The sequence below is a fragment of the Arthrobacter sp. HS15c genome, assembly GCF_040812005.1.
Taxonomy (GTDB): domain Bacteria; phylum Actinomycetota; class Actinomycetes; order Actinomycetales; family Micrococcaceae; genus Arthrobacter.
Genome location: NZ_JBFOHM010000003.1, coordinates 85,947 through 102,216, shown reverse-complemented (window position 1 = coordinate 102,216; position 16,270 = coordinate 85,947). Strand labels below are relative to the sequence as shown.

At 64.2% G+C, this 16,270-nt stretch carries 18 protein-coding genes; 5 read left to right on the top strand and 13 right to left on the bottom strand.

The annotated features are described in order from the left end of the window. Positions 1 to 154 precede the first annotated feature (154 nt). The 7 genes from ABV518_RS05580 to ABV518_RS05550 form a co-directional block, all read right to left on the bottom strand. Positions 155 to 826 carry a hypothetical protein gene (locus tag ABV518_RS05580; protein ID WP_367765849.1) on the bottom strand — a complete coding sequence of 224 codons (672 nt, stop codon included), beginning with the start codon at positions 824 to 826 and terminating at the stop codon, positions 155 to 157. Between the two features lie 203 nt (positions 827 to 1,029). After that, entirely contained in the window at positions 1,030 to 1,446 is a 417-nt protein-coding gene (locus ABV518_RS05575) for a hypothetical protein (protein WP_367765847.1), read from the bottom strand. Positions 1,447 to 2,055: 609 nt separating this feature from the next. Then, positions 2,056 to 2,841, bottom strand: a complete 786-nt coding sequence (locus ABV518_RS05570) for an alpha/beta fold hydrolase (RefSeq protein ID WP_367765846.1) — start codon at positions 2,839 to 2,841, stop codon at positions 2,056 to 2,058. A 144-nt stretch (positions 2,842 to 2,985) separates the two neighbouring features. Further along, positions 2,986 to 3,321, bottom strand: a complete 336-nt coding sequence (locus ABV518_RS05565; RefSeq protein ID WP_367765844.1) for a hypothetical protein — start codon at positions 3,319 to 3,321, stop codon at positions 2,986 to 2,988. Positions 3,322 to 3,571: 250 nt separating this feature from the next. After that, positions 3,572 to 3,868 (bottom strand): hypothetical protein, encoded by a 297-nt coding sequence (locus ABV518_RS05560; RefSeq protein ID WP_367765843.1) that lies wholly within the window; start codon positions 3,866 to 3,868, stop codon positions 3,572 to 3,574. Between the two features lie 1,064 nt (positions 3,869 to 4,932). Then, positions 4,933 to 5,289 (bottom strand): DUF2750 domain-containing protein, encoded by a 357-nt coding sequence (locus ABV518_RS05555; protein WP_367765842.1) that lies wholly within the window; start codon positions 5,287 to 5,289, stop codon positions 4,933 to 4,935. Between the two features lie 249 nt (positions 5,290 to 5,538). Further along, positions 5,539 to 6,057, bottom strand: a complete 519-nt coding sequence (locus ABV518_RS05550; protein WP_367765841.1) for a GNAT family N-acetyltransferase — start codon at positions 6,055 to 6,057, stop codon at positions 5,539 to 5,541. 100 nt (positions 6,058 to 6,157) lie between these two features. Between ABV518_RS05550 and ABV518_RS05545 the strand changes: the two genes are divergently transcribed. The 3 genes from ABV518_RS05545 to ABV518_RS05535 are packed head-to-tail and all read left to right on the top strand — an operon-like array spanning position 6,158 to position 8,337. Beyond that, positions 6,158 to 6,967, top strand: a complete 810-nt coding sequence (locus tag ABV518_RS05545; RefSeq protein ID WP_367765840.1) for a hypothetical protein — start codon at positions 6,158 to 6,160, stop codon at positions 6,965 to 6,967. A gap of 9 nt (positions 6,968 to 6,976) precedes the next feature. Further along, positions 6,977 to 7,543: a dihydrofolate reductase family protein gene (locus ABV518_RS05540; RefSeq protein WP_367765839.1), complete on the top strand. Its 567-nt coding sequence runs from the start codon at positions 6,977 to 6,979 to the stop codon at positions 7,541 to 7,543. 44 nt (positions 7,544 to 7,587) lie between these two features. Beyond that, positions 7,588 to 8,337, top strand: a complete 750-nt coding sequence (locus tag ABV518_RS05535; protein WP_367765837.1) for a phosphotransferase — start codon at positions 7,588 to 7,590, stop codon at positions 8,335 to 8,337. Positions 8,338 to 8,341: 4 nt separating this feature from the next. Here the strand turns inward: ABV518_RS05535 and ABV518_RS05530 are convergent, their stop codons facing one another. After that, positions 8,342 to 8,932, bottom strand: coding sequence for a dihydrofolate reductase family protein (locus ABV518_RS05530; RefSeq protein WP_367765835.1), 591 nt, complete (start codon positions 8,930 to 8,932; stop codon positions 8,342 to 8,344). A 48-nt stretch (positions 8,933 to 8,980) separates the two neighbouring features. Between ABV518_RS05530 and ABV518_RS05525 the strand changes: the two genes are divergently transcribed. Beyond that, entirely contained in the window at positions 8,981 to 9,499 is a 519-nt protein-coding gene (locus ABV518_RS05525) for a hypothetical protein (protein WP_367765834.1), read from the top strand. Positions 9,500 to 9,536: 37 nt separating this feature from the next. Here ABV518_RS05525 and ABV518_RS05520 read toward each other — a convergent pair whose 3' ends face one another. Beyond that, positions 9,537 to 10,436 carry a helix-turn-helix transcriptional regulator gene (locus tag ABV518_RS05520; protein WP_367765832.1) on the bottom strand — a complete coding sequence of 300 codons (900 nt, stop codon included), beginning with the start codon at positions 10,434 to 10,436 and terminating at the stop codon, positions 9,537 to 9,539. 234 nt (positions 10,437 to 10,670) lie between these two features. Here ABV518_RS05520 and ABV518_RS05515 point away from each other — a divergent pair, with 234 nt between their 5' ends. After that, positions 10,671 to 11,819, top strand: coding sequence for a multidrug effflux MFS transporter (locus tag ABV518_RS05515; protein WP_367766153.1), 1,149 nt, complete (start codon positions 10,671 to 10,673; stop codon positions 11,817 to 11,819). Positions 11,820 to 12,059: 240 nt separating this feature from the next. On the opposite strand, the gene ABV518_RS05510 is transcribed toward ABV518_RS05515, so the two are convergent. Genes ABV518_RS05510 through ABV518_RS05495 form a run of 4 tightly spaced genes read right to left on the bottom strand, consistent with a single transcriptional unit; the run spans position 12,060 to position 16,262 of the window. Continuing rightward, entirely contained in the window at positions 12,060 to 12,764 is a 705-nt protein-coding gene (locus tag ABV518_RS05510) for an alpha/beta fold hydrolase (RefSeq protein ID WP_367765831.1), read from the bottom strand. A 57-nt stretch (positions 12,765 to 12,821) separates the two neighbouring features. Further along, on the bottom strand, positions 12,822 to 14,471 hold the full coding sequence (locus ABV518_RS05505) for an ATP-binding cassette domain-containing protein (RefSeq protein ID WP_367765829.1): 1,650 nt from the start codon (positions 14,469 to 14,471) through the stop codon (positions 12,822 to 12,824). Further along, on the bottom strand, positions 14,468 to 15,328 hold the full coding sequence (locus ABV518_RS05500; protein WP_367765827.1) for an ABC transporter permease: 861 nt from the start codon (positions 15,326 to 15,328) through the stop codon (positions 14,468 to 14,470). Before ABV518_RS05500 ends, ABV518_RS05505 begins: the two co-directional genes overlap by 4 nt. Beyond that, positions 15,321 to 16,262, bottom strand: coding sequence for an ABC transporter permease (locus tag ABV518_RS05495; RefSeq protein ID WP_131132108.1), 942 nt, complete (start codon positions 16,260 to 16,262; stop codon positions 15,321 to 15,323). The genes ABV518_RS05500 and ABV518_RS05495 overlap by 8 nt, the downstream gene beginning before the upstream one ends. Between the last annotated feature and the right edge of the window lie 8 nt (positions 16,263 to 16,270).

The following is a 16,270-nucleotide window of genomic DNA, read 5'->3' as shown; positions in this document are numbered from 1 at the left end:
GGGGGAACCTTGAACGACACAGTCCGCGGGCCCGGGGCGGGTTGGATCTCAGGCGCTAAACCTGAGGCGCTGCAGGTCGTTCTGGACTGGAAAGGGTGTGTTAGTCAGGCCGTCGCCGTGGCCATTGAAGACTCGAAACAAATAAGCGTTCCTGTCAGGATGTGGCCTGTCTGGCCAGAGCAACCCCTGATTCACTCATTTCTTCCGCGAGCTTCAACACGTCGTACATCCCTAGCTGTAATTCCCGGCTGAACGCTGTAACCCGGGTTCCGCTGTCGGTGGCATCAATCACGAAATGGATGTGAGGTCGTACCTTCAGGTGCCTGGCAGCATCGCGGTGGCGCCAGTCGCCCTGCCACTCTCGGCTAATTTCCACCCAAATGTCCGAACCCGTGATTTTCGTGGTCAATCCGGGCCGGCTGAACGCCCGGGCCAAGGCGTCCACCGCGTCCTGGGGGGATAACGCGGTGATCCATTGCTCCTCGTTCTGGAAATGATGCCGGCCCGTCCCGAACTGCAGCATGATCCCCATGCCTACCAAGCTGGCCCATGACGCGGCCAGCACCAGGTGGCGGGGATCATCGATCAACTGCCACACAAACTGTAAAACGCCGAGCAGAACAGTAATGAAGAGAAAGATTCTCCTCCAGAGGTCGGGGACCGGAACCAGTTCTGCCGTGCCGCGTTTGCCGGAGGCAAGCCAGGCTCCGAGGCCAAACGTAAGGAGCGCTTGAACGCAGGCGACCATGATCGGAATGACGTCAGTTCTGAGGTCCGGGCCGGAGGCAAGAATAATGATCATCGACGTGACGGCGAGTCCGGCCATGACCAGTCCCGCACCGATCCGAATCCTTCTATCCCGCGCCGATGTGTCCATTGACTACTGTCAGCGTGCCTTCGTCTCTATGTCAACGGATCTCGGGATAAGCCAGCTTTCAAGACTTTGATCAGCCGAAGTTGGCTACAAGGGATGTCAGGCCCATCTTGGGTTGGTGGTTGTGTGGTTCCGTTTGGGGAACCTCGAACGTGTCACCCCTGCGATACCAGCCAAAGTCTGCCTTTGGCACAGTCCTGCTCGGTCCACTGGTCTTTGGACGCATCATCGTGAACAAGACCGCCGCCGACGACAAAGTTCGATCCCGAACGCGCCACCACGTTCCTGCTTGCGTCGAGGATTTCAATGGAGCTCGAATCACCTTGAACCGTGTACCCCTGTGGCCACACGAGGGTATATACCGTCTCGTCTGGAAGCGTGGCATGAACACAGCCGTTGCCATCAACTCCCAGCGTGCCTTCAAAACGCGCGTCCATGCCTTGTTCCTGCGGCATATCGACAGTGACGAGCCGGAGAGAGGACGAACGCGGCGGGGATGCGCAGGCACCGACCACCGTAGGCAGCAGCAAGGCCAATCCAAGAGTGACCAGTCGTAACCAGGGCACCTTCATAGCCGGACTATACGCGCGAAATGTGGGGTGTATCCACCGGAGTGCTCTACGTAACCAGGCCGCCATCAACGGTTGGATTATCAACGAGATACCCCGACTATCAGTCAGGAAGCACATGATGACAACCTTCCGCTGAGCGTCTCACGGCGCTGAGCCCCGTAAAGACCCGCCTCGAAGTCGCCCCGTAACTCGACCCTTTGCCGGCTGGCCGCGTAGCTATCACCGGGCACCCCATCGTTGAAGCCAACTGTCGGGCGTGGCTGGGTTACGGGGCTATCTAAGCCACACTCGGAGGATCACGATGACTGCCCCGGCGCAGAAAAGTAATGTGCAGAACAAGGTGCCGACAATTTGCATGGCCCGGACTTGCTCCGTTTTGCCCGTTGCAGGAAGGACTTTGAACCTCTCGGTAACGAGGTACACCTGATATTCCGCGATACGCCTCCGCAAAACGAACCAAGCAGTTGCGACCAGCATGAACACGATGCCTTCCAATTTCGGCCCCCTCGATCCTGGCACAGCAAGCTCTTTGGTCTCCGAGACTACTCCGGAGCTTGGGTTGCGAAAGGAACGCTAAACGGACAAGCTCGAGTGCACGAAAGGGATCCCTCACCGGGCAGACGTGCTGATCCGTACGAGCCAATCTTTCACCAGCGCGGCAGTAAGATCCGGACGTTCGAGATGAGCGTTATGGCCAGCGGCGTCCAGCACCACGTAGGTGCCCCGAACATAGTGGTCCCGGTGCTTCCACCCGTCCTCGTAGCCAGTCACATGGTCCTGACGCCCGAAAAGGTGCAGCGAGGGCGCCTCGAAGGGAGCAGGATGTGCAACCTCCGGTTCGACAGAGAGCGCGTAATTTGCCGCCACCCGTTCGAGGACAGCTTGATTCGCGCCGCGAAGGCCAGGAAGTGCATACCGGATGAACGCATTGAGTGTGGCCTCGCTTTGAACGACGGACATCTCCTCGTAGTCATCCCTTACTTGGCCAGCCAAAGCCAGAACGGACGGGTCTTCTCGGACAACCTGTCGGCGGGGAAGGCTACGCGCCTGATGGATCGGCTCGAACACACCCGCCAGAGTAGCCAGGCCAAGAACCTGATCTCGAAGCACGTGGGCTACGTGCCGGGCAATCATGCCTCCGAAGGAGTTGCCGATCACCGAGAAGGGACGGTCTTCAAGATACTCATGGATATCGTCCAGAGCCCCTTGCGCGACTTCGTTCGCGCTGGAGACATTGGTGTCAACATTCCCTTCGGCCCACGCTAGGTCGATGTAGATCCGCTGCCATCCGCAGTCATCGATAGCGTCCTCCAACGGCAGCATGATCCGATGATCAACGCCGAATCCGTGAATCACGACGAGTGGAAGGCCTTCTCCTACGATTTGAGCAATCACGAACCAGAGCCTACCGGCCCAGTTGGAGCCCTCAGCTTTTGCGCTAAGGTCCCCGGTTAGCCGATCCCTCTACGGGCAGTCTCCAGCGTTTGAGGGCTCTCCTGAATCTGGTCGGGGTGAAGCACTCGCTTGCCGCTGGCCCGACTACTTCGACCGACGCTTAAACAGCATCACCGCGAAAACCACACCCAGCACGACGAACCCAACGGCGGCAATGATGATAGTCATTAGTGCGGCAGATCTGTCACTTGACCCACCCATTTGCCCCGTGACCAGCGAGTAAATAACGGTGGCTGCGCCCGCCAGAACCATGAACATGGCGCCTATACCAAAGTACTTTGCGGTCCCGACTTCTGCCGCCAGCTCGCCCGGTTTGCCGAAACGCTTGTTCCAATCACGATTCATCTGAGAAATTCTGTCCCGCTGCCAAAATCCCAGTGCTCCGATGACCATGGCGGCGACCCCCATAATAACGTTCATGGCCTGATCCAACCCGGTATCGTCATCGACCACAAGTGTCACGGGCGGGATAGGGGCGTCATTGACTCGGTTGAAGTGAGCTGCGTTTCAACATTGCTCCGGCCAACAGTCACTATGAATTCAGTGTCTCGAAACCTCTGCGCCTTGAATCCCCAAACATACGAGACGGCCGGCCCGCGACGGTGTCGGCGGCCGGTAGACGATCCGCTAGTGGGACGTTCTCGGGGGTCGCCAGCGCATGGATCTTGGTTCACCAAGTAATCAAGACCCACTCGCCCGGAAGATCCCCATGGCTAAGAACTTCCAGCGCAAAATCACGGCCTTCCTGCAGATCGGAACCCGTATACGACGACCACGGCACCTCAACAAACGTGCCGTCAGCGCCATAGTTTCTAATATCCAGCCCTAAGATCAATCGGCCTGCGTTTGCGAGTGCCTCGATTACGGCGGGGGCCTGGGAACCCGGCCACATAACCTCACCGTTGGGGTCGTGTCGTGCTCCGCTTTGAAGATCGGCTGCAAGGAACGAAAGGTCATCGACGGGCATAACTGGATCATAGGGGTTTCAAGACAGACTTTCTCGTCTTCGACCGTGCCCGCAAGACCGTCCGTTATAGGAACCTCTACCGGGCCGTTTCACGTTTCACACATCCCACCCAAAACGGCCGAGAATGAGCGGGTCCAGGACAATGCAACCCTTGCCGGCCATCAAGATCTGTCACGACGGGAAGGCAACATTCGCGGCCATAAGTACTCCCAGAACGATGAATGCTGCGCCGAAACACACGGAAACCGCCGCGATCAACTTCAGGAAAGACTTCTCACTATTCCTCATCGGCGGTATCTGCCGGATGAGGGAGAAGAGGAAACGCGAGTAGAAATGCCTGGCCAGAATGAAAAAACTCCCCGCGATTATCAGGAAGAGGACCGGCATCGCTCTCATAATCACCGTCCCGTCAACAAGCCGAAGATGGCGACTCCTACGCCGATCACAATCCAAGCCCCTGCCATAAACCTCAATATCCGGAGATTGCGCCGCCTGAAGGCTTCCTCGTCCAGACCAGGCCTCAAATACTTCTGGCTTCTCGCCGCAACATTCGTTAGAAACGGTGACACTGGCAGGATCAAGATGCCCGCTACGACCACAACAAGGCCGAACAGTGTTCCGGGCGCCATGTGCACTCCCACCCTCCGTATGGATTGAAGGGAGTCTAGGCTTCGCGTTCGTTACCCTCAAGACGGTCTCGTCTACACAGGAGCCGCAGCTGCTGCTTCCCCTGGGCGTAAGGCGAACCCTCTCCGGTCACGATTTTGCCGGCATAACAGTTGTAATGGCCCACAACCCCGCCACGATGAACCCCACAACGACCAGTACTATGATCCAGCCGAAGATCCGCCAGAAGATATTGCCAGTGCCATCTCTCACGTTGCCCCCAATTCAAATGCTTCGCTGACGCTGCTTGGTGCCTAAGCCTAGAGCGTCCCGGCGATTCTCGAAGGATTATTGTTGTGCAGCCACCAAACGTCCCGTTAAGGGGCCACTTGGAAATGGCAGTTGCCGCCGTCCCGCTAGGGAACGTCTTACGGAACTGGCATCCTATGCGAAGCCATTTACGAGGATTCACGGGCTGACAGGGAGTCCAATACAGCGGAGGGTGCCACGTCGAACCCAGTGGCGAGGGATCCGGACCAATTGAGCCCTACCAGGATCCCGTCTTGTTCGAGGCCTGGGAGCCACTTTGAGCGCCATTCGTCCAGGGGAATTGAGACCACCTGGAAGTCTTTGTAGGCAGCCGCCGAGGACACAATCTTTTCGGCGCGGGTTATCAACGACCCAAAGGGCATGCTTCGTTGCCCATTTTCCCCAACAGGTGCCGGATATCCGTTCTGGTCGTGAACAGCCCAAACCATCCTGCGTCCGAGGACTTCGTCGTAAAACGCGCTTGCCTGCGCAGCACTGATGCTCATGATCACATCGTGCCAGAAGGTGTTGTCCCGCACGAGGATCCCCTTGCGGGCTGCGCCATGCGACAAATAGTGCCGTGAAAAAGCCGCCATTTACTGCCGAAAGTCACGCCCATATGACCCGCCCGCAAAACTGCCCGCGGAAGGGACCCTAAATGCTATGCCCGGGAGATGCTCATCGGTATTCGCGTGTTTCCACCACGAGTCGAAAGAAACCTGGCTCAGCTCACAGTTCACTGACGGCGAGCACGGTCATACGGTAGCTGCCCAGTAGCGGCGCTTGCCGTTGCGGGTGTCCTCGTAGATACCGCCGTTCCGTTCGATGGTTGCCCTTGAGCCGGCGTTGTCCTCGTCGCACGTGAGAAGAACCCGGGAGATTCCCAGTTCCCGGGCAATCGGCAGGGCATCAGCCAGCGCCTTCGCTGCGTGGCCGCGGCGCCTCGCGGAGGGCCTAACGCTATAGCCGATGTGTCCACCCTGATTGAGAAGGACATCGTTCAGTTCGTGCCTGATGGCCAGGGAACCAAGGAATGTGTCACCCTCCACGATCCACAAGTACGTGCAGGGTACATGCCCCGGCTTCCGCGGGCTCTCCGGCAAAGCATCGTTGAGCAGGGCGTCGACGAAGCGACGGAACGACCGGGCATCCTTGAGATCTTGCAGGGGCCAGTCCTCCGCGCCGCCGCCGTCCCGGTGAGCGCCGTCAAATTCTGCGGATCCTTCCAGCCAGGAGGAGTGGTAACTGACGTCCGGAGCGATAAGGAGAGGCATCACAAGATCGTATTCGAAGGACTATTCTGCTGAAAGCTACCCTGCACCCTAGCGATATTTATCGCTGGCCGGACTGATACTACGGCCTCTAAACTGGATCATGACCGGTGCCCCTGCCCGTCTTCTGGCGTGGCTCGTTGTCCTGGCGACCCTCCTCACGGCCTGCACGCCCGCAGTCGACCTCGACGAGACCGCCACCGAGCGAGCGATCACGTCTTCCTCGGCCCCGCCGGCCGACGTCGATCCCGCCCTCCCACCCACCCCGACAGCCACGCCGACGCCGGTTCCAACACCACCGGCGGTGCCCCAGGCCTTCGCCGTCAACCTCTACCAGGAGGGGGACTTCGTGCCGCAGTACACCTTCGACTGGTGTGTGGCGGCGAGCATCCAGATCGCGCACAACCTCATCGATGACACGGGCGGCGGCTCGTGGGCCGATCCCGCCCAGCAGGGCGAGCTGTGGGAGATGGCCCGGGCGCGGTCGTCCAACTCGTTCAACGGCGCCAACCCGCTCGGTTGGGCGCAGGTGCTGACCGAGGTTGGGATGGGGCCGTACACCGTGGTCAGCATCGTCGACCGCGACGAAGCCCTGCAGACCGCGGCCCGCGCCATCGCCGCCACGGGCCGGCCGGTCGGGCTGGTCATGTGGAGCGGTCGCCACGCATGGGTGATGAGCGGGTTCGAGTCGATCGGCGACCCTGCCCAGTTCCCGGAGTTCTCCGTCACCGGCGTCCGCGTCCAGGATCCGCTCTACCCGCACGGCAGCGGGCAGTGGGGCCCCTCGCCCGCGCCGAACACCCTGCTCACCCCCGAGCAGCTGGCGACGCAGTTCGTGGTCCGCGAGCCGCGACGGTGGAGCAGCGACCTGCCGGCCGGCTACCTGATGGTGCTGCCGCTCGCCGCGAGCTGATCAGGTCCCATGCGCAGAATCATGCTGATGTCGTCGGTTTCCCTGGACGGATTCTTCGAGGGCCCGGACCGGGACATCAGCTGGCATCTGGTGAACGACGAATTGAGCCGTTACTTGAACGATGAGTTCCGGACGGCGGGAGCGTTCATGTTCGGGCGAGTCACCTATGAGCTGATGGCAGATGTATGGCCCGCGGCCGACAGGAATCCCGGCCTCTCGGCGCCCCAGATCGAGTTCGCCGCAATCTGGCTCGACATTCCCAAGTTCCTGTTTTCGCGGACCGTCACACGGGCGGGCTGGAACACCACGGTGATTCACGACGTCGTGCCTGAACAGATAGCGGAACTGAAGGCGCAGCCCGGCGGCGACATCGTCCTCAGCGGCGCCAATTTAGCCTCCACGTTCATGCGGCACGGCCTGATCGATGACTTTCACATTTTCGTCCATCCCATAGTTCTGGGGCAGGGCCGGCGGCTGTTCGAGGTCCCGGATCTGCGGCTGAACGTCAAGCTTGAGGGGACGCGGACGTTCAGCAACGGCGTGGTTTCGCTCCGTTATTCGGTCGAGCGCGAGTGAGGGGCCCAGTCGTCGCCGGGTTCTGCATCCGGTAGCCTGCTGGGATGGGCGGGGACGAGCAGGAACTGACGGGCGGAAATGCGTCCGGACGTGTGGTCCGTGTTGGTTACACCGTCCGAAAGCCCTGGCTGGAAAATTCAGCCGCCGTGCAAAGCTACCTTGGCGCGCTCCGGTCGTTCGGGGTGGATGTACCCCAGCCACTGGGCCGGGACGACGACGGTCGAAATGTGGTCGAGTATGTCGAAGGCGCACTCGCGATGGATCATTTGCCGCTCGGGCACGACGAGCTGCGGCGGGTCGGCCGGATGATTCGGCAAATCCATGAGGCGAGCGAAACAGTCCCCATTCCCAATCCGGGCGACTGGAAAATGCTGCTGCCCGCTGAGAATCCGGACCTGATGTGCCATAACGACCTCGCGCCGTGGAACCTCATCATGGGCGACCGGTGGGTGCTCATTGATTGGGACGGCGCCGGGCCCAGCACCCGGCTGTGGGATCTGGCGTACGCCGCGCAGTCGTTCGGCCTGCTGTGCGAGGGGCAGCCGGTGAAAGACGCCGCCCGGAGATTGCGAGCAGTTGTTGACGGATACCAAGCTGATGACGCGCTGCGTAAGGCATTGCCGGCCGCCATGGCGGAACGGACTGCAGCGATGTTCAACCTCCTGAAATCCTCGAACGAGACCGGGTTCCAGCCGTGGGCAGACATGTACGTCGACGGACACGGCGAGCACTGGCGCGCAGCAGCTGAATACGTCGTGCGGAATCAAACGGCCTGGGAACAAGCCCTCGCGTAGCTCGTCAGCGGATGACCCGGTAGCGCACGTGGGTGACGAGGCGGGTGCCGCTCACTTCCGTCGGCTCAAGGTTGAGGTTCCCGACGCCGTCGAGCAGCCGTTCACCCGCCCCAAGGATCATGGGCGCGATGTGGAGCCTCAGCTCGTCGATCAGCCCTGCCGACAGGTACTGGCGGGCGGTCTGCGCCCCTCCGGCAATGGCCACGTCTTTGCCTCCGGCGGCCTTCCGCGCTTGGGCCAGCGCCGATTCGATCCCGTCGGCCACGAAGTTGAACGTTGTACCGCCCCGCATCTGCACAGGCGGGCGCTGCTGATGGGTGAGAACGAAAACGGGTGCGTGATACGGAGGATCCTCACCCCACCAACCCCGCCATTCCGCATCCCACTCCCCGGGCCCGGCGAACATGTTCCGTCCCATAATGTAGGCGCCAGCCGCGAGGATGCCTTCCAGTGCGGCTGCGTTGTCCTCGGGTTCCTCGAACTGCCACCGGTGCAGGAGCTCCCCGTTGTCACCCAGCGGGTCGGTCGGGGTTTGGTTCGGGCCGGCGACGAACCCGTCGAGGGAGATAGTCAGATCACACGTGACTCGGCTCATGTGCCCCATCATGCCACCACCCTGCGGTTTAGGCCCTAGACTCGGGGCATGTCAGCTCTTTGGGGGACGAAGACTCAGCGCAAGCGGGCACTGCTCGTTGCGGCCGCGCTTGTCATTCCGCTGTCGGGCTGCGAGTACAGTGGCCCGGGTCAGGGGCAGGTCCAAACATCGCCACAGGCATCAATGGAGCCGACCCCGTTCCACGCGGACAGCGTCCCGAAGCCTTCTGGCTTCGATGACATGCGTGAATGGTCATCACAGCAGCTGCAACCACCCCTGCCTGGCCAGTTGGCCGGGTCCGCCAGTTCAAACACCACCATCGGCTCCGGGCTGTCGGCCAAACCTGGAAACTACGAACTGCACTTCATCTGCGACGGACCATCCGAGGCGGAGCTGTCTGTGTCCTCCTGGTCAGGCGTCGAGGTTCTGGCACCCGTACAGGTCCCTTGCGAGGGCAGCGTCTTCAAGGTGCAGGTGCAGCTGGACACCGAGGGAGTCGACCTCTCGATGAATCCCGGCAGCGGACCCCAGGGCCGCTACGCTTTCAGGCTCGTGCCCTCCGCCTAGCCCCGTCCAACCCAGCCCGACCGAACCGTGGCGGCGTTCACGGGCGGCGGCTGTCCTGCGGCTCGGCTGCACTGGCCACGTCCTGGATCCGTTCGGTAGCTGCCCAGCTCGCGAGCAGGCGCAGCCTTTCATCTGACGGGGATCCGGGCACTGCCGGGTAGACGGTGAGGGTAAAGCCGGGGTCCTCGGCCAGCTCCATCGCTTCGTAGGCAAGCTCGAGTTCGCCCACCACCGGGTGGTGAAAAACCTTGGTGCCGGCGTAGTGGCGCCGGACATTGTGGGCGGCCCAGCGGGTCCGGAATTCTTCACTGCGCACGGACAGTTCCCCGACGAGGTCTGCCAGCCGCTTATCAAAGGGGTTGCGTCCGGTCTGCGTCCGCAGGATAGCCACGTTGGTGTTGGCCGCCAGATCCCAGTTGGGGTAGAAATCGCGGGATTTGGGGTCAAGGAAGATGAACCGGGAATGGTTGGCGGGCCGGGCTGGTCCACGGTACATCTCCGAGTACAGGGCAAAGCCAAGCTGGTTGGCGGCCACGATGTCCATGCGGTGGTTGCCGATGAAGGCCGGCGACGTGGTGATGGCGTCGAGCATGAACTGGAGGGGCGGCCGGACCGCGCCGCTCTGGAGGGGCCGCCGTCGTGCCCTGCCGGAAGGGCTGGACGCGCGGGCAAGGTTGTAGAGGTGGTCCCGTTCGGCCTCGTCGAGCTTCAGCGCCCGGGCGATGGCGTCAAGGACGCTTTCGGATGTGCCGGACAGGTTCCCGCGCTCCAGCTTGGTGTAGTAGTCCACGCTGACACCGGCGAGCATCGCCACCTCTTCGCGGCGCAGGCCCGGGACGCGGCGTCGGCCCCCAAAGAGCGTCAGCCCCGCCATTTCCGGAGTGATCCGGGCACGCCGTGAGGCGAGGAACTCGCGCACTTCCATCCTGTTGTCCACCCGTCCACGCTACCCCCGGACCCGCACGTTAGGGAGGTACTGCCAGGACCCGGATAAGCGGAGCCCTCGCTAGGAACGGGCGGACCCTGTTGCATTGAGGACAAGGCCCATTCCACCGGAATCCCCGGCCCCCAGCCCCGGGCCGTGCCATCACCCCTGAACGGAGCACGCGTGACAGCCCTCGACACCCCGACGCCCGCACGTGAGCAAACGGTCGGCCGCCCGCTCGCGGTTGTGCTCGGCCTCCTGACAATCTTCGGTCCGATCTCCATGGACCTCTACCTGCCCGTCCTGCCTGCCCTCACGGCAGAGCTTCGAAGCACGACGTCGGTGGCCCAGTTGACCATCACCGCCTGCCTGTTGGGCCTCGCCATAGGCCAGCTCGTGGCCGGGCCGCTCTCGGACCGCCTGGGCCGTCGGACGCCGCTGCTGATCGGGGTGGTGGCTTACACGCTGACTTCCGCCCTCTGTGCGGTGAGCCCCACCGTCGAGACACTCATCCTGGCAAGGTTCGTCCAGGGCCTGGCCGGCGCCGTCGGCATAGTGATCGCGCAGGCGGCAGGCCGCGACGTCTACTCGGGCGGCAAACTGCTCCGCTACTATGGCCGGCTCACAGTGCTCGGAGGCCTGGCCGCCATTATCGGACCCGTCATCGGCGGGCAGCTCGCAACGGTCACCGACTGGCGCGGAGTCTTCCTGTTCCTTGCGGCCGTGGGAATCGCCATCCTGGCGGCTTGTCTGGCGGTCTTCCGGGAGACCCTGCCGGCAGACCGGCGCGTCACCGGGGGCTTCTCCCACACCCTCAACGATTTCCGCCGACTCCTCGCAGACCGCGTGTTCGTCGGAGCCGTGCTGATCACCGGCTTCAGCTACGCCGCGATCTTCGCCTACCTGAGCGGGGCAACATACATACTCCAGGGCATGTACGGCCTGTCCCCGCAGGGTTACTCCTTGGCGTTCGGGCTGAATTCATTCGGCTTTATGGTCTTCGGATTCGCCGCCGGCCGGCTGTCTGAACGGTGGTCCGAACGCGGAACGCTCACCCTGGGCCTCATGATGGCAACCTCGGGCGCTCTCGGGCTGCTTGCCACCGCACTCCTGCACCTGCCGCTGGCCGCCATCATCCTGTCCCTGTTCACCATGGTCAGCGGCGTGGCCGTCACCAGCCCGCCCGCCACTTCGCTGGCGCTCAAGGACTATCCGGACATCGCCGGGACGGCCTCTTCACTCCTGGGGCTGGCACGCTTTGCCTTCGGCGGACTCGCCGCACCCCTCGTAGGCATCGGCGGCGCCAACGATGCGGTTCCGTTCGGCGTCGTCGCGTCTGTTTCTGCAGCGGCGGCCGTCCTTTGCCTTGGACTGGTCAGCCGGCCGCGCAAGTGAGGCGGTTCGAACGCGAGAGCCTTTTCGACGCCGGACACGTCAGGGGGCCGGCGGTGGCTGGGGAGCGTGGCCTGGTCTCACCCTGAGGCCATCTCACCGCCGGCCCCGGCATGTTTCCCAAACCCCACCTTGGGAGTGAACCGGCAGTCAGGCCGCCGGTTCACTAAGTCGCACTACTAATCTATTCCCTAAGTCCACGAAGCGCACGGGTCACTTTTGCAGGATGTACGACGGCGGCCCTCAGGCCGTGCGGTCCACCGCCTTCAGGATCGCCTGGCCCAGTTCGGCCGGCCTGGTGAACTGTGGCCAGTGCCCGGTGGGCAGGTCCACGTACTCCACATCCTGGATCCGGGCGAGCTCCGCAACAAACGGATGGCCGGCGTCGATCCACTCGGTCAGCAGCGACGACGGGAACTCGCACGCGATCACCGTGGCCGGGACGTCGTACCGGCGGACGTCGTGGAGGTGCTGCTTGTCATAGGCCACGCCCTTGGGCTGCGGGATGGCCCGGGACCGGAACTGAGTACGGAGCCCGTCCGTCAGGTCCACCAGGTCGGCGTCCTCGAAACCGTCCCACGGCGGAAGCGGAATGTCGTCGCCGTCGGCCGGCAGTTCATTGTTGATGACATCCCCCTCGCCGAGCGGCCCGCTGTCCACAAAGATGTTCCGCTCAATGCGGTCCGGCCGGGCGTCGGCCACACCGTGGATGATGGCCCCGCCGCCCGAGTGGCCCACCAGGACCGCCTTGCCTTCGAGGGAATCCAGCTTCGCCACGACGGCGTCGATGTGGGTCCGCAGTCCGATGCCGGCGCGTGACGCGTCGGCTGATTCGAGGCCGGGGAGGGTGAGCGGGTGCAGGCGGTGGCCGGCGGCGGCCAGGGGAGGAGTGACCTCATCCCACGACGACGCGTCCAGCCAGAATCCGGGTACCAGGATGATGTCCATGACCGAACCCTACCGGCGCCGCTCCTGCCCCTCAAGGGCAAGCGCACGGGCCAGGAGTCAGCCCTGGACGGAAGCAGTCCCGCGCATCAGAGACCGGAGGTGGTCGCCGCGGCAGGGGATGGCAGCGTCCACCAGGGCGCGGCTGTGCTCATGGGCGGGGCTGGCGAAGAACGCCTGGGTTTCGGCAACCTCAATCACCCGTCCTTCCAGCAGCACGGCCACCCGGTCGCACATGTACCGGACCACGTCCATGTCGTGGGAGATCACGATCAGCGACAGCCGGTGGTCACGCTGCAGGCGCAGCAGCAGGTTGAGGACGGTCCGCTGGGTCAGCGCGTCCAGTGCCGAGGTGGCCTCGTCGCAGATCAGCACCCGCGGATCCAGGAGCAGGGCCCTGGCAATCGTGGCGCGCTGAAGCTGCCCGCCCGAGCACTGCCCCGGCCGCCGGTCCAGCATGGATTCGTCCAGTTCCACCTCGGCCATGGCCTCAGCAATCCGCCGGGCGCGCGCCGCGGCAGTGAGCCCCCGCCGCCGCAGGAGGGGTGCCTCCATGCTGGCGCGCAGGGTCATCCGCGGATCGAAGGAACTGTGCGGCTCCTGGAACACCAGCTGGACGGCGGTTGCCTCCGGGACGCTGCCCGCTTCTTCCAGGTGACGGCTGATGGTGCCGTGGGTGACCTTTTCCAGCCCGACGACGGCGCGGGCCAGGGTGCTTTTGCCCGAGCCGGACTGGCCCAGGATGCCCAGGATTTCCCCGCCCTTCAGCTCCAGGCTCACGTCCTCAAGGACGGTGTGCTTGCGCCTGCGACGCCCGAACGTCTTGTGCACGCCGGCGAGGGTGAGGACGTCGCGTTCGGCCGGCGCTGGCCGGCGGCGGGAGTCCGGCGCCAGCTGCGACGCCGCGAGCAGCTCACGCGTGTAGTCCTGCTGCGGTGCGGCCAGGACCCTAGCCGTGGGACCGCTTTCCACAATGCTGCCCGCATCCATCACCAGCACACGGTCGGCGAACGGAGCCACGGACGCAATATTGTGCGTGATGTACAGGACGCCGAGTCCGCGTTCCCGCCGCTCACGGTCCAGCAGCTGGAGCACCTGCCGTTCCAGCATCTTGTCCAGGGCCGACGTCGGCTCGTCCGCCAGCAGCAGCTGGGGACGGCCGGCGAGGGCGACGGCGGTCATCGCCCGCTGTGCCATCCCTCCGGACAGCTGGTGCGGATAGGCGCGGAAACCCCGGGCGGGGTCGGCGAAACCGACCTCGTGAAGCATCTCCACCGCGGCATCCCGGGCCATCGTCCCGCGCAGGCCGCCGTGGATCCGCAGCGGCTCCAGCAGGTGCTGGCCGATGGTCCGGTTGGGGTTGAACATCCGCTTGGGCTGCTGGAACAGCATGCCCACCTGGCCGCCGCGGACTGCCGTCAGCTCCTGCTCGCTGGCGGCGGTGACGTCCACCGGACCCAGCCGGATGGAGCCGGACGTGATGCCCAGCTGCGCCGGCAGCAGCCGCAGGCAGGACAGCGCGGTGAGGGTCTTTCCTGATCCGGAGCCGCCCACCAGCGCCACGAATTCGCCGGCGCCGACGTACAGCGACAAGTCCCGGACGAGGGGAGCCGCGGCACCCACGGCCGCGCCGCCGTCGTACGTTCCGGCAGCCCCAAGGTTCCGGACCTCCAGGCCGCTGATCTCCAGCACGTTGTTCAGGCCGCTCATTTCGCCTCCGCCGCGGGCAACAGCAGCGGACCGGCAGCCATGTGGGCCGCGCGCTGGCCCAGCAAAGTCACGCAGAGCGCAACCACAAAGATCGCGAGGCCCGGCGCGAGGATCCCCAGCGGGGCGCGTTCGGTGTACGGCTGAGCGGCGGCCATCATGGAGCCCCAGTCCGACTGCGGCGGCTGGACCCCGAGCCCCAGGTAGGACAGGGCGCCCACGCTGATCAGCAGTTGGCCGAACCGGAGCGTGGCCTGGCCCAGGATGGGGGCCGCCAGGTGCGGGATGACGTGCCGGAAGATGATGAACGACGGCGGGCAGCCCACCACGCGCGCGGCCTCCACGAAGCCGCGGCTGGAGACGTCGTAGGCGAGGGTCCGTGCCAGCCGGGCAAAAGGCGTCCACCCGGTGACGGTCAGGGCGAGCAGGAGCGGCCCGAATCCGGTGCCGAGCGTGGCCACGATGAAGAGCGCCACCACCATTTCGGGAACGGCGAGCAGCACATCGTTGGTCCGGGTGAGGAATTCGTCCAGCCAGCCGCGCCGGCGGGCGCTGAGCACACCGGCGGCCACGCCGAGCACACACGTCAGCACCGTGGCCAGGGCGGCCACGGACATCGAGAACCGGCCGCCTTCGAGGAGCCGGCTCAGGGTGTCGCGGCCCAGGTGGTCGGTTCCCAGCCAGTGATCGGCGGACGCCGGGGCGAGGCGCGCGGCAAGGTTCTGCTCCGAGGGCGGGTACGGGTAGATCCAGGGTGCAATGAGCACGGCCAAGACCACGACGGCGAGCACGGCGCCCGCCGCGACGGTTGCGACCCCGCGCCTCGTCGTCGGTCGGTTCAGCCCTGTTCGCTTATGCATAGCTGCCTTCCACGGCCGGGCTGAGCAGGCGGTGCACGAGGTCGGCGAGGGTGGTCACGGTGACGGCGAGGGCCACAACCACCACCACCCCGCCCTGGGCGAGCGGTATGTCGCTGTTGATGACGGCGTCGAACAGCAGCCGGCCCATGCCCGGCACGGCGAAGATGACCTCCACAATCACCGAACCGCCCAGCAGGCCGGCAAACCAGACGGCGAAAAGCGTGGACAGCGGGACCAGCCCGTTGGGCACCACGTGGTGAAGGATCGCCTGGGCCTGGCTCAGCCCCCGCGCCCTGGCGGCCGGAACGTGTTCCGCAGCGGCGGCTTCGATCATGCCGGAGCGGACTGCGGACGTGAAGTAACTGATGGGGCGCAGGGCCAAAGTGACCGCGGGCAGGACCATCGACGCCGGGCCGGCCCAGCCCGCGGAGGGCAGGACGGAGAGTTTGAGCGCGAAGACCAGTACGAGCAGCGGCGCCACCCAGTATTCCGGCATGGCAATGAAGGACTGGGTGACGGTGGTGATCACGCGGTCCGTGGCCTTCCCCTGCCGCAGTCCGGCCGCGATCCCCAGCGGCAGCGACACCACGACGGCGAGGCCCAGGGACAGGACTACCAGGCTGAGGGTCACGGCCAGTGCAGGCAGGACCTGGTCCGCCACCGGCGTCCGGCTGACGTGGGACAGGCCCATGTCGCCGGTGGCGATGCGGCCCAGCCAGCGGAAATACTGGAGCGCCAGAGGATCCTGCAGGCCCAGGCTGAGGCTCAGCGACTGCACGGCGGCGTCATCCACCACATCCCCGGACACCCGCGACCTGATGATCTTGCGGACGGGGTCGCCGGGGGTGAAGTAAGGGATCAGGAACACCGCGAAAGAGGACACCACAACGGCCGCCACCAGCGTGGCTGTTCTCTTGGCGATGAAGGGGAGCATGGCGGAGG

What these genes read in the sequence shown, in the direction of transcription:
- ABV518_RS05545 (WP_367765840.1), top strand. Translation starts at nt 6,158, where the DNA reads ATGACCGGTGCCCCTGCCCGTCTTCTGGCGTGGCTCGTTGTCCTGGCG.
- ABV518_RS05505 (WP_367765829.1), bottom strand. Translation starts at nt 14,471, where the DNA reads ATGAGCGGCCTGAACAACGTGCTGGAGATCAGCGGCCTGGAGGTCCGG.
- ABV518_RS05510 (WP_367765831.1), bottom strand. Translation starts at nt 12,764, where the DNA reads ATGGACATCATCCTGGTACCCGGATTCTGGCTGGACGCGTCGTCGTGG.
- ABV518_RS05565 (WP_367765844.1), bottom strand. Translation starts at nt 3,321, where the DNA reads ATGAACGTTATTATGGGGGTCGCCGCCATGGTCATCGGAGCACTGGGA.
- ABV518_RS05555 (WP_367765842.1), bottom strand. Translation starts at nt 5,289, where the DNA reads ATGAGCATCAGTGCTGCGCAGGCAAGCGCGTTTTACGACGAAGTCCTC.
- ABV518_RS05540 (WP_367765839.1), top strand. Translation starts at nt 6,977, where the DNA reads ATGCGCAGAATCATGCTGATGTCGTCGGTTTCCCTGGACGGATTCTTC.
- ABV518_RS05550 (WP_367765841.1), bottom strand. Translation starts at nt 6,057, where the DNA reads ATGCCTCTCCTTATCGCTCCGGACGTCAGTTACCACTCCTCCTGGCTG.
- ABV518_RS05525 (WP_367765834.1), top strand. Translation starts at nt 8,981, where the DNA reads ATGTCAGCTCTTTGGGGGACGAAGACTCAGCGCAAGCGGGCACTGCTC.
- ABV518_RS05500 (WP_367765827.1), bottom strand. Translation starts at nt 15,328, where the DNA reads ATGCATAAGCGAACAGGGCTGAACCGACCGACGACGAGGCGCGGGGTC.
- ABV518_RS05575 (WP_367765847.1), bottom strand. Translation starts at nt 1,446, where the DNA reads ATGAAGGTGCCCTGGTTACGACTGGTCACTCTTGGATTGGCCTTGCTG.
- ABV518_RS05580 (WP_367765849.1), bottom strand. Translation starts at nt 826, where the DNA reads ATGGCCGGACTCGCCGTCACGTCGATGATCATTATTCTTGCCTCCGGC.
- ABV518_RS05535 (WP_367765837.1), top strand. Translation starts at nt 7,588, where the DNA reads ATGGGCGGGGACGAGCAGGAACTGACGGGCGGAAATGCGTCCGGACGT.
- ABV518_RS05530 (WP_367765835.1), bottom strand. Translation starts at nt 8,932, where the DNA reads ATGAGCCGAGTCACGTGTGATCTGACTATCTCCCTCGACGGGTTCGTC.
- ABV518_RS05495 (WP_131132108.1), bottom strand. Translation starts at nt 16,262, where the DNA reads ATGCTCCCCTTCATCGCCAAGAGAACAGCCACGCTGGTGGCGGCCGTT.
- ABV518_RS05560 (WP_367765843.1), bottom strand. Translation starts at nt 3,868, where the DNA reads ATGCCCGTCGATGACCTTTCGTTCCTTGCAGCCGATCTTCAAAGCGGA.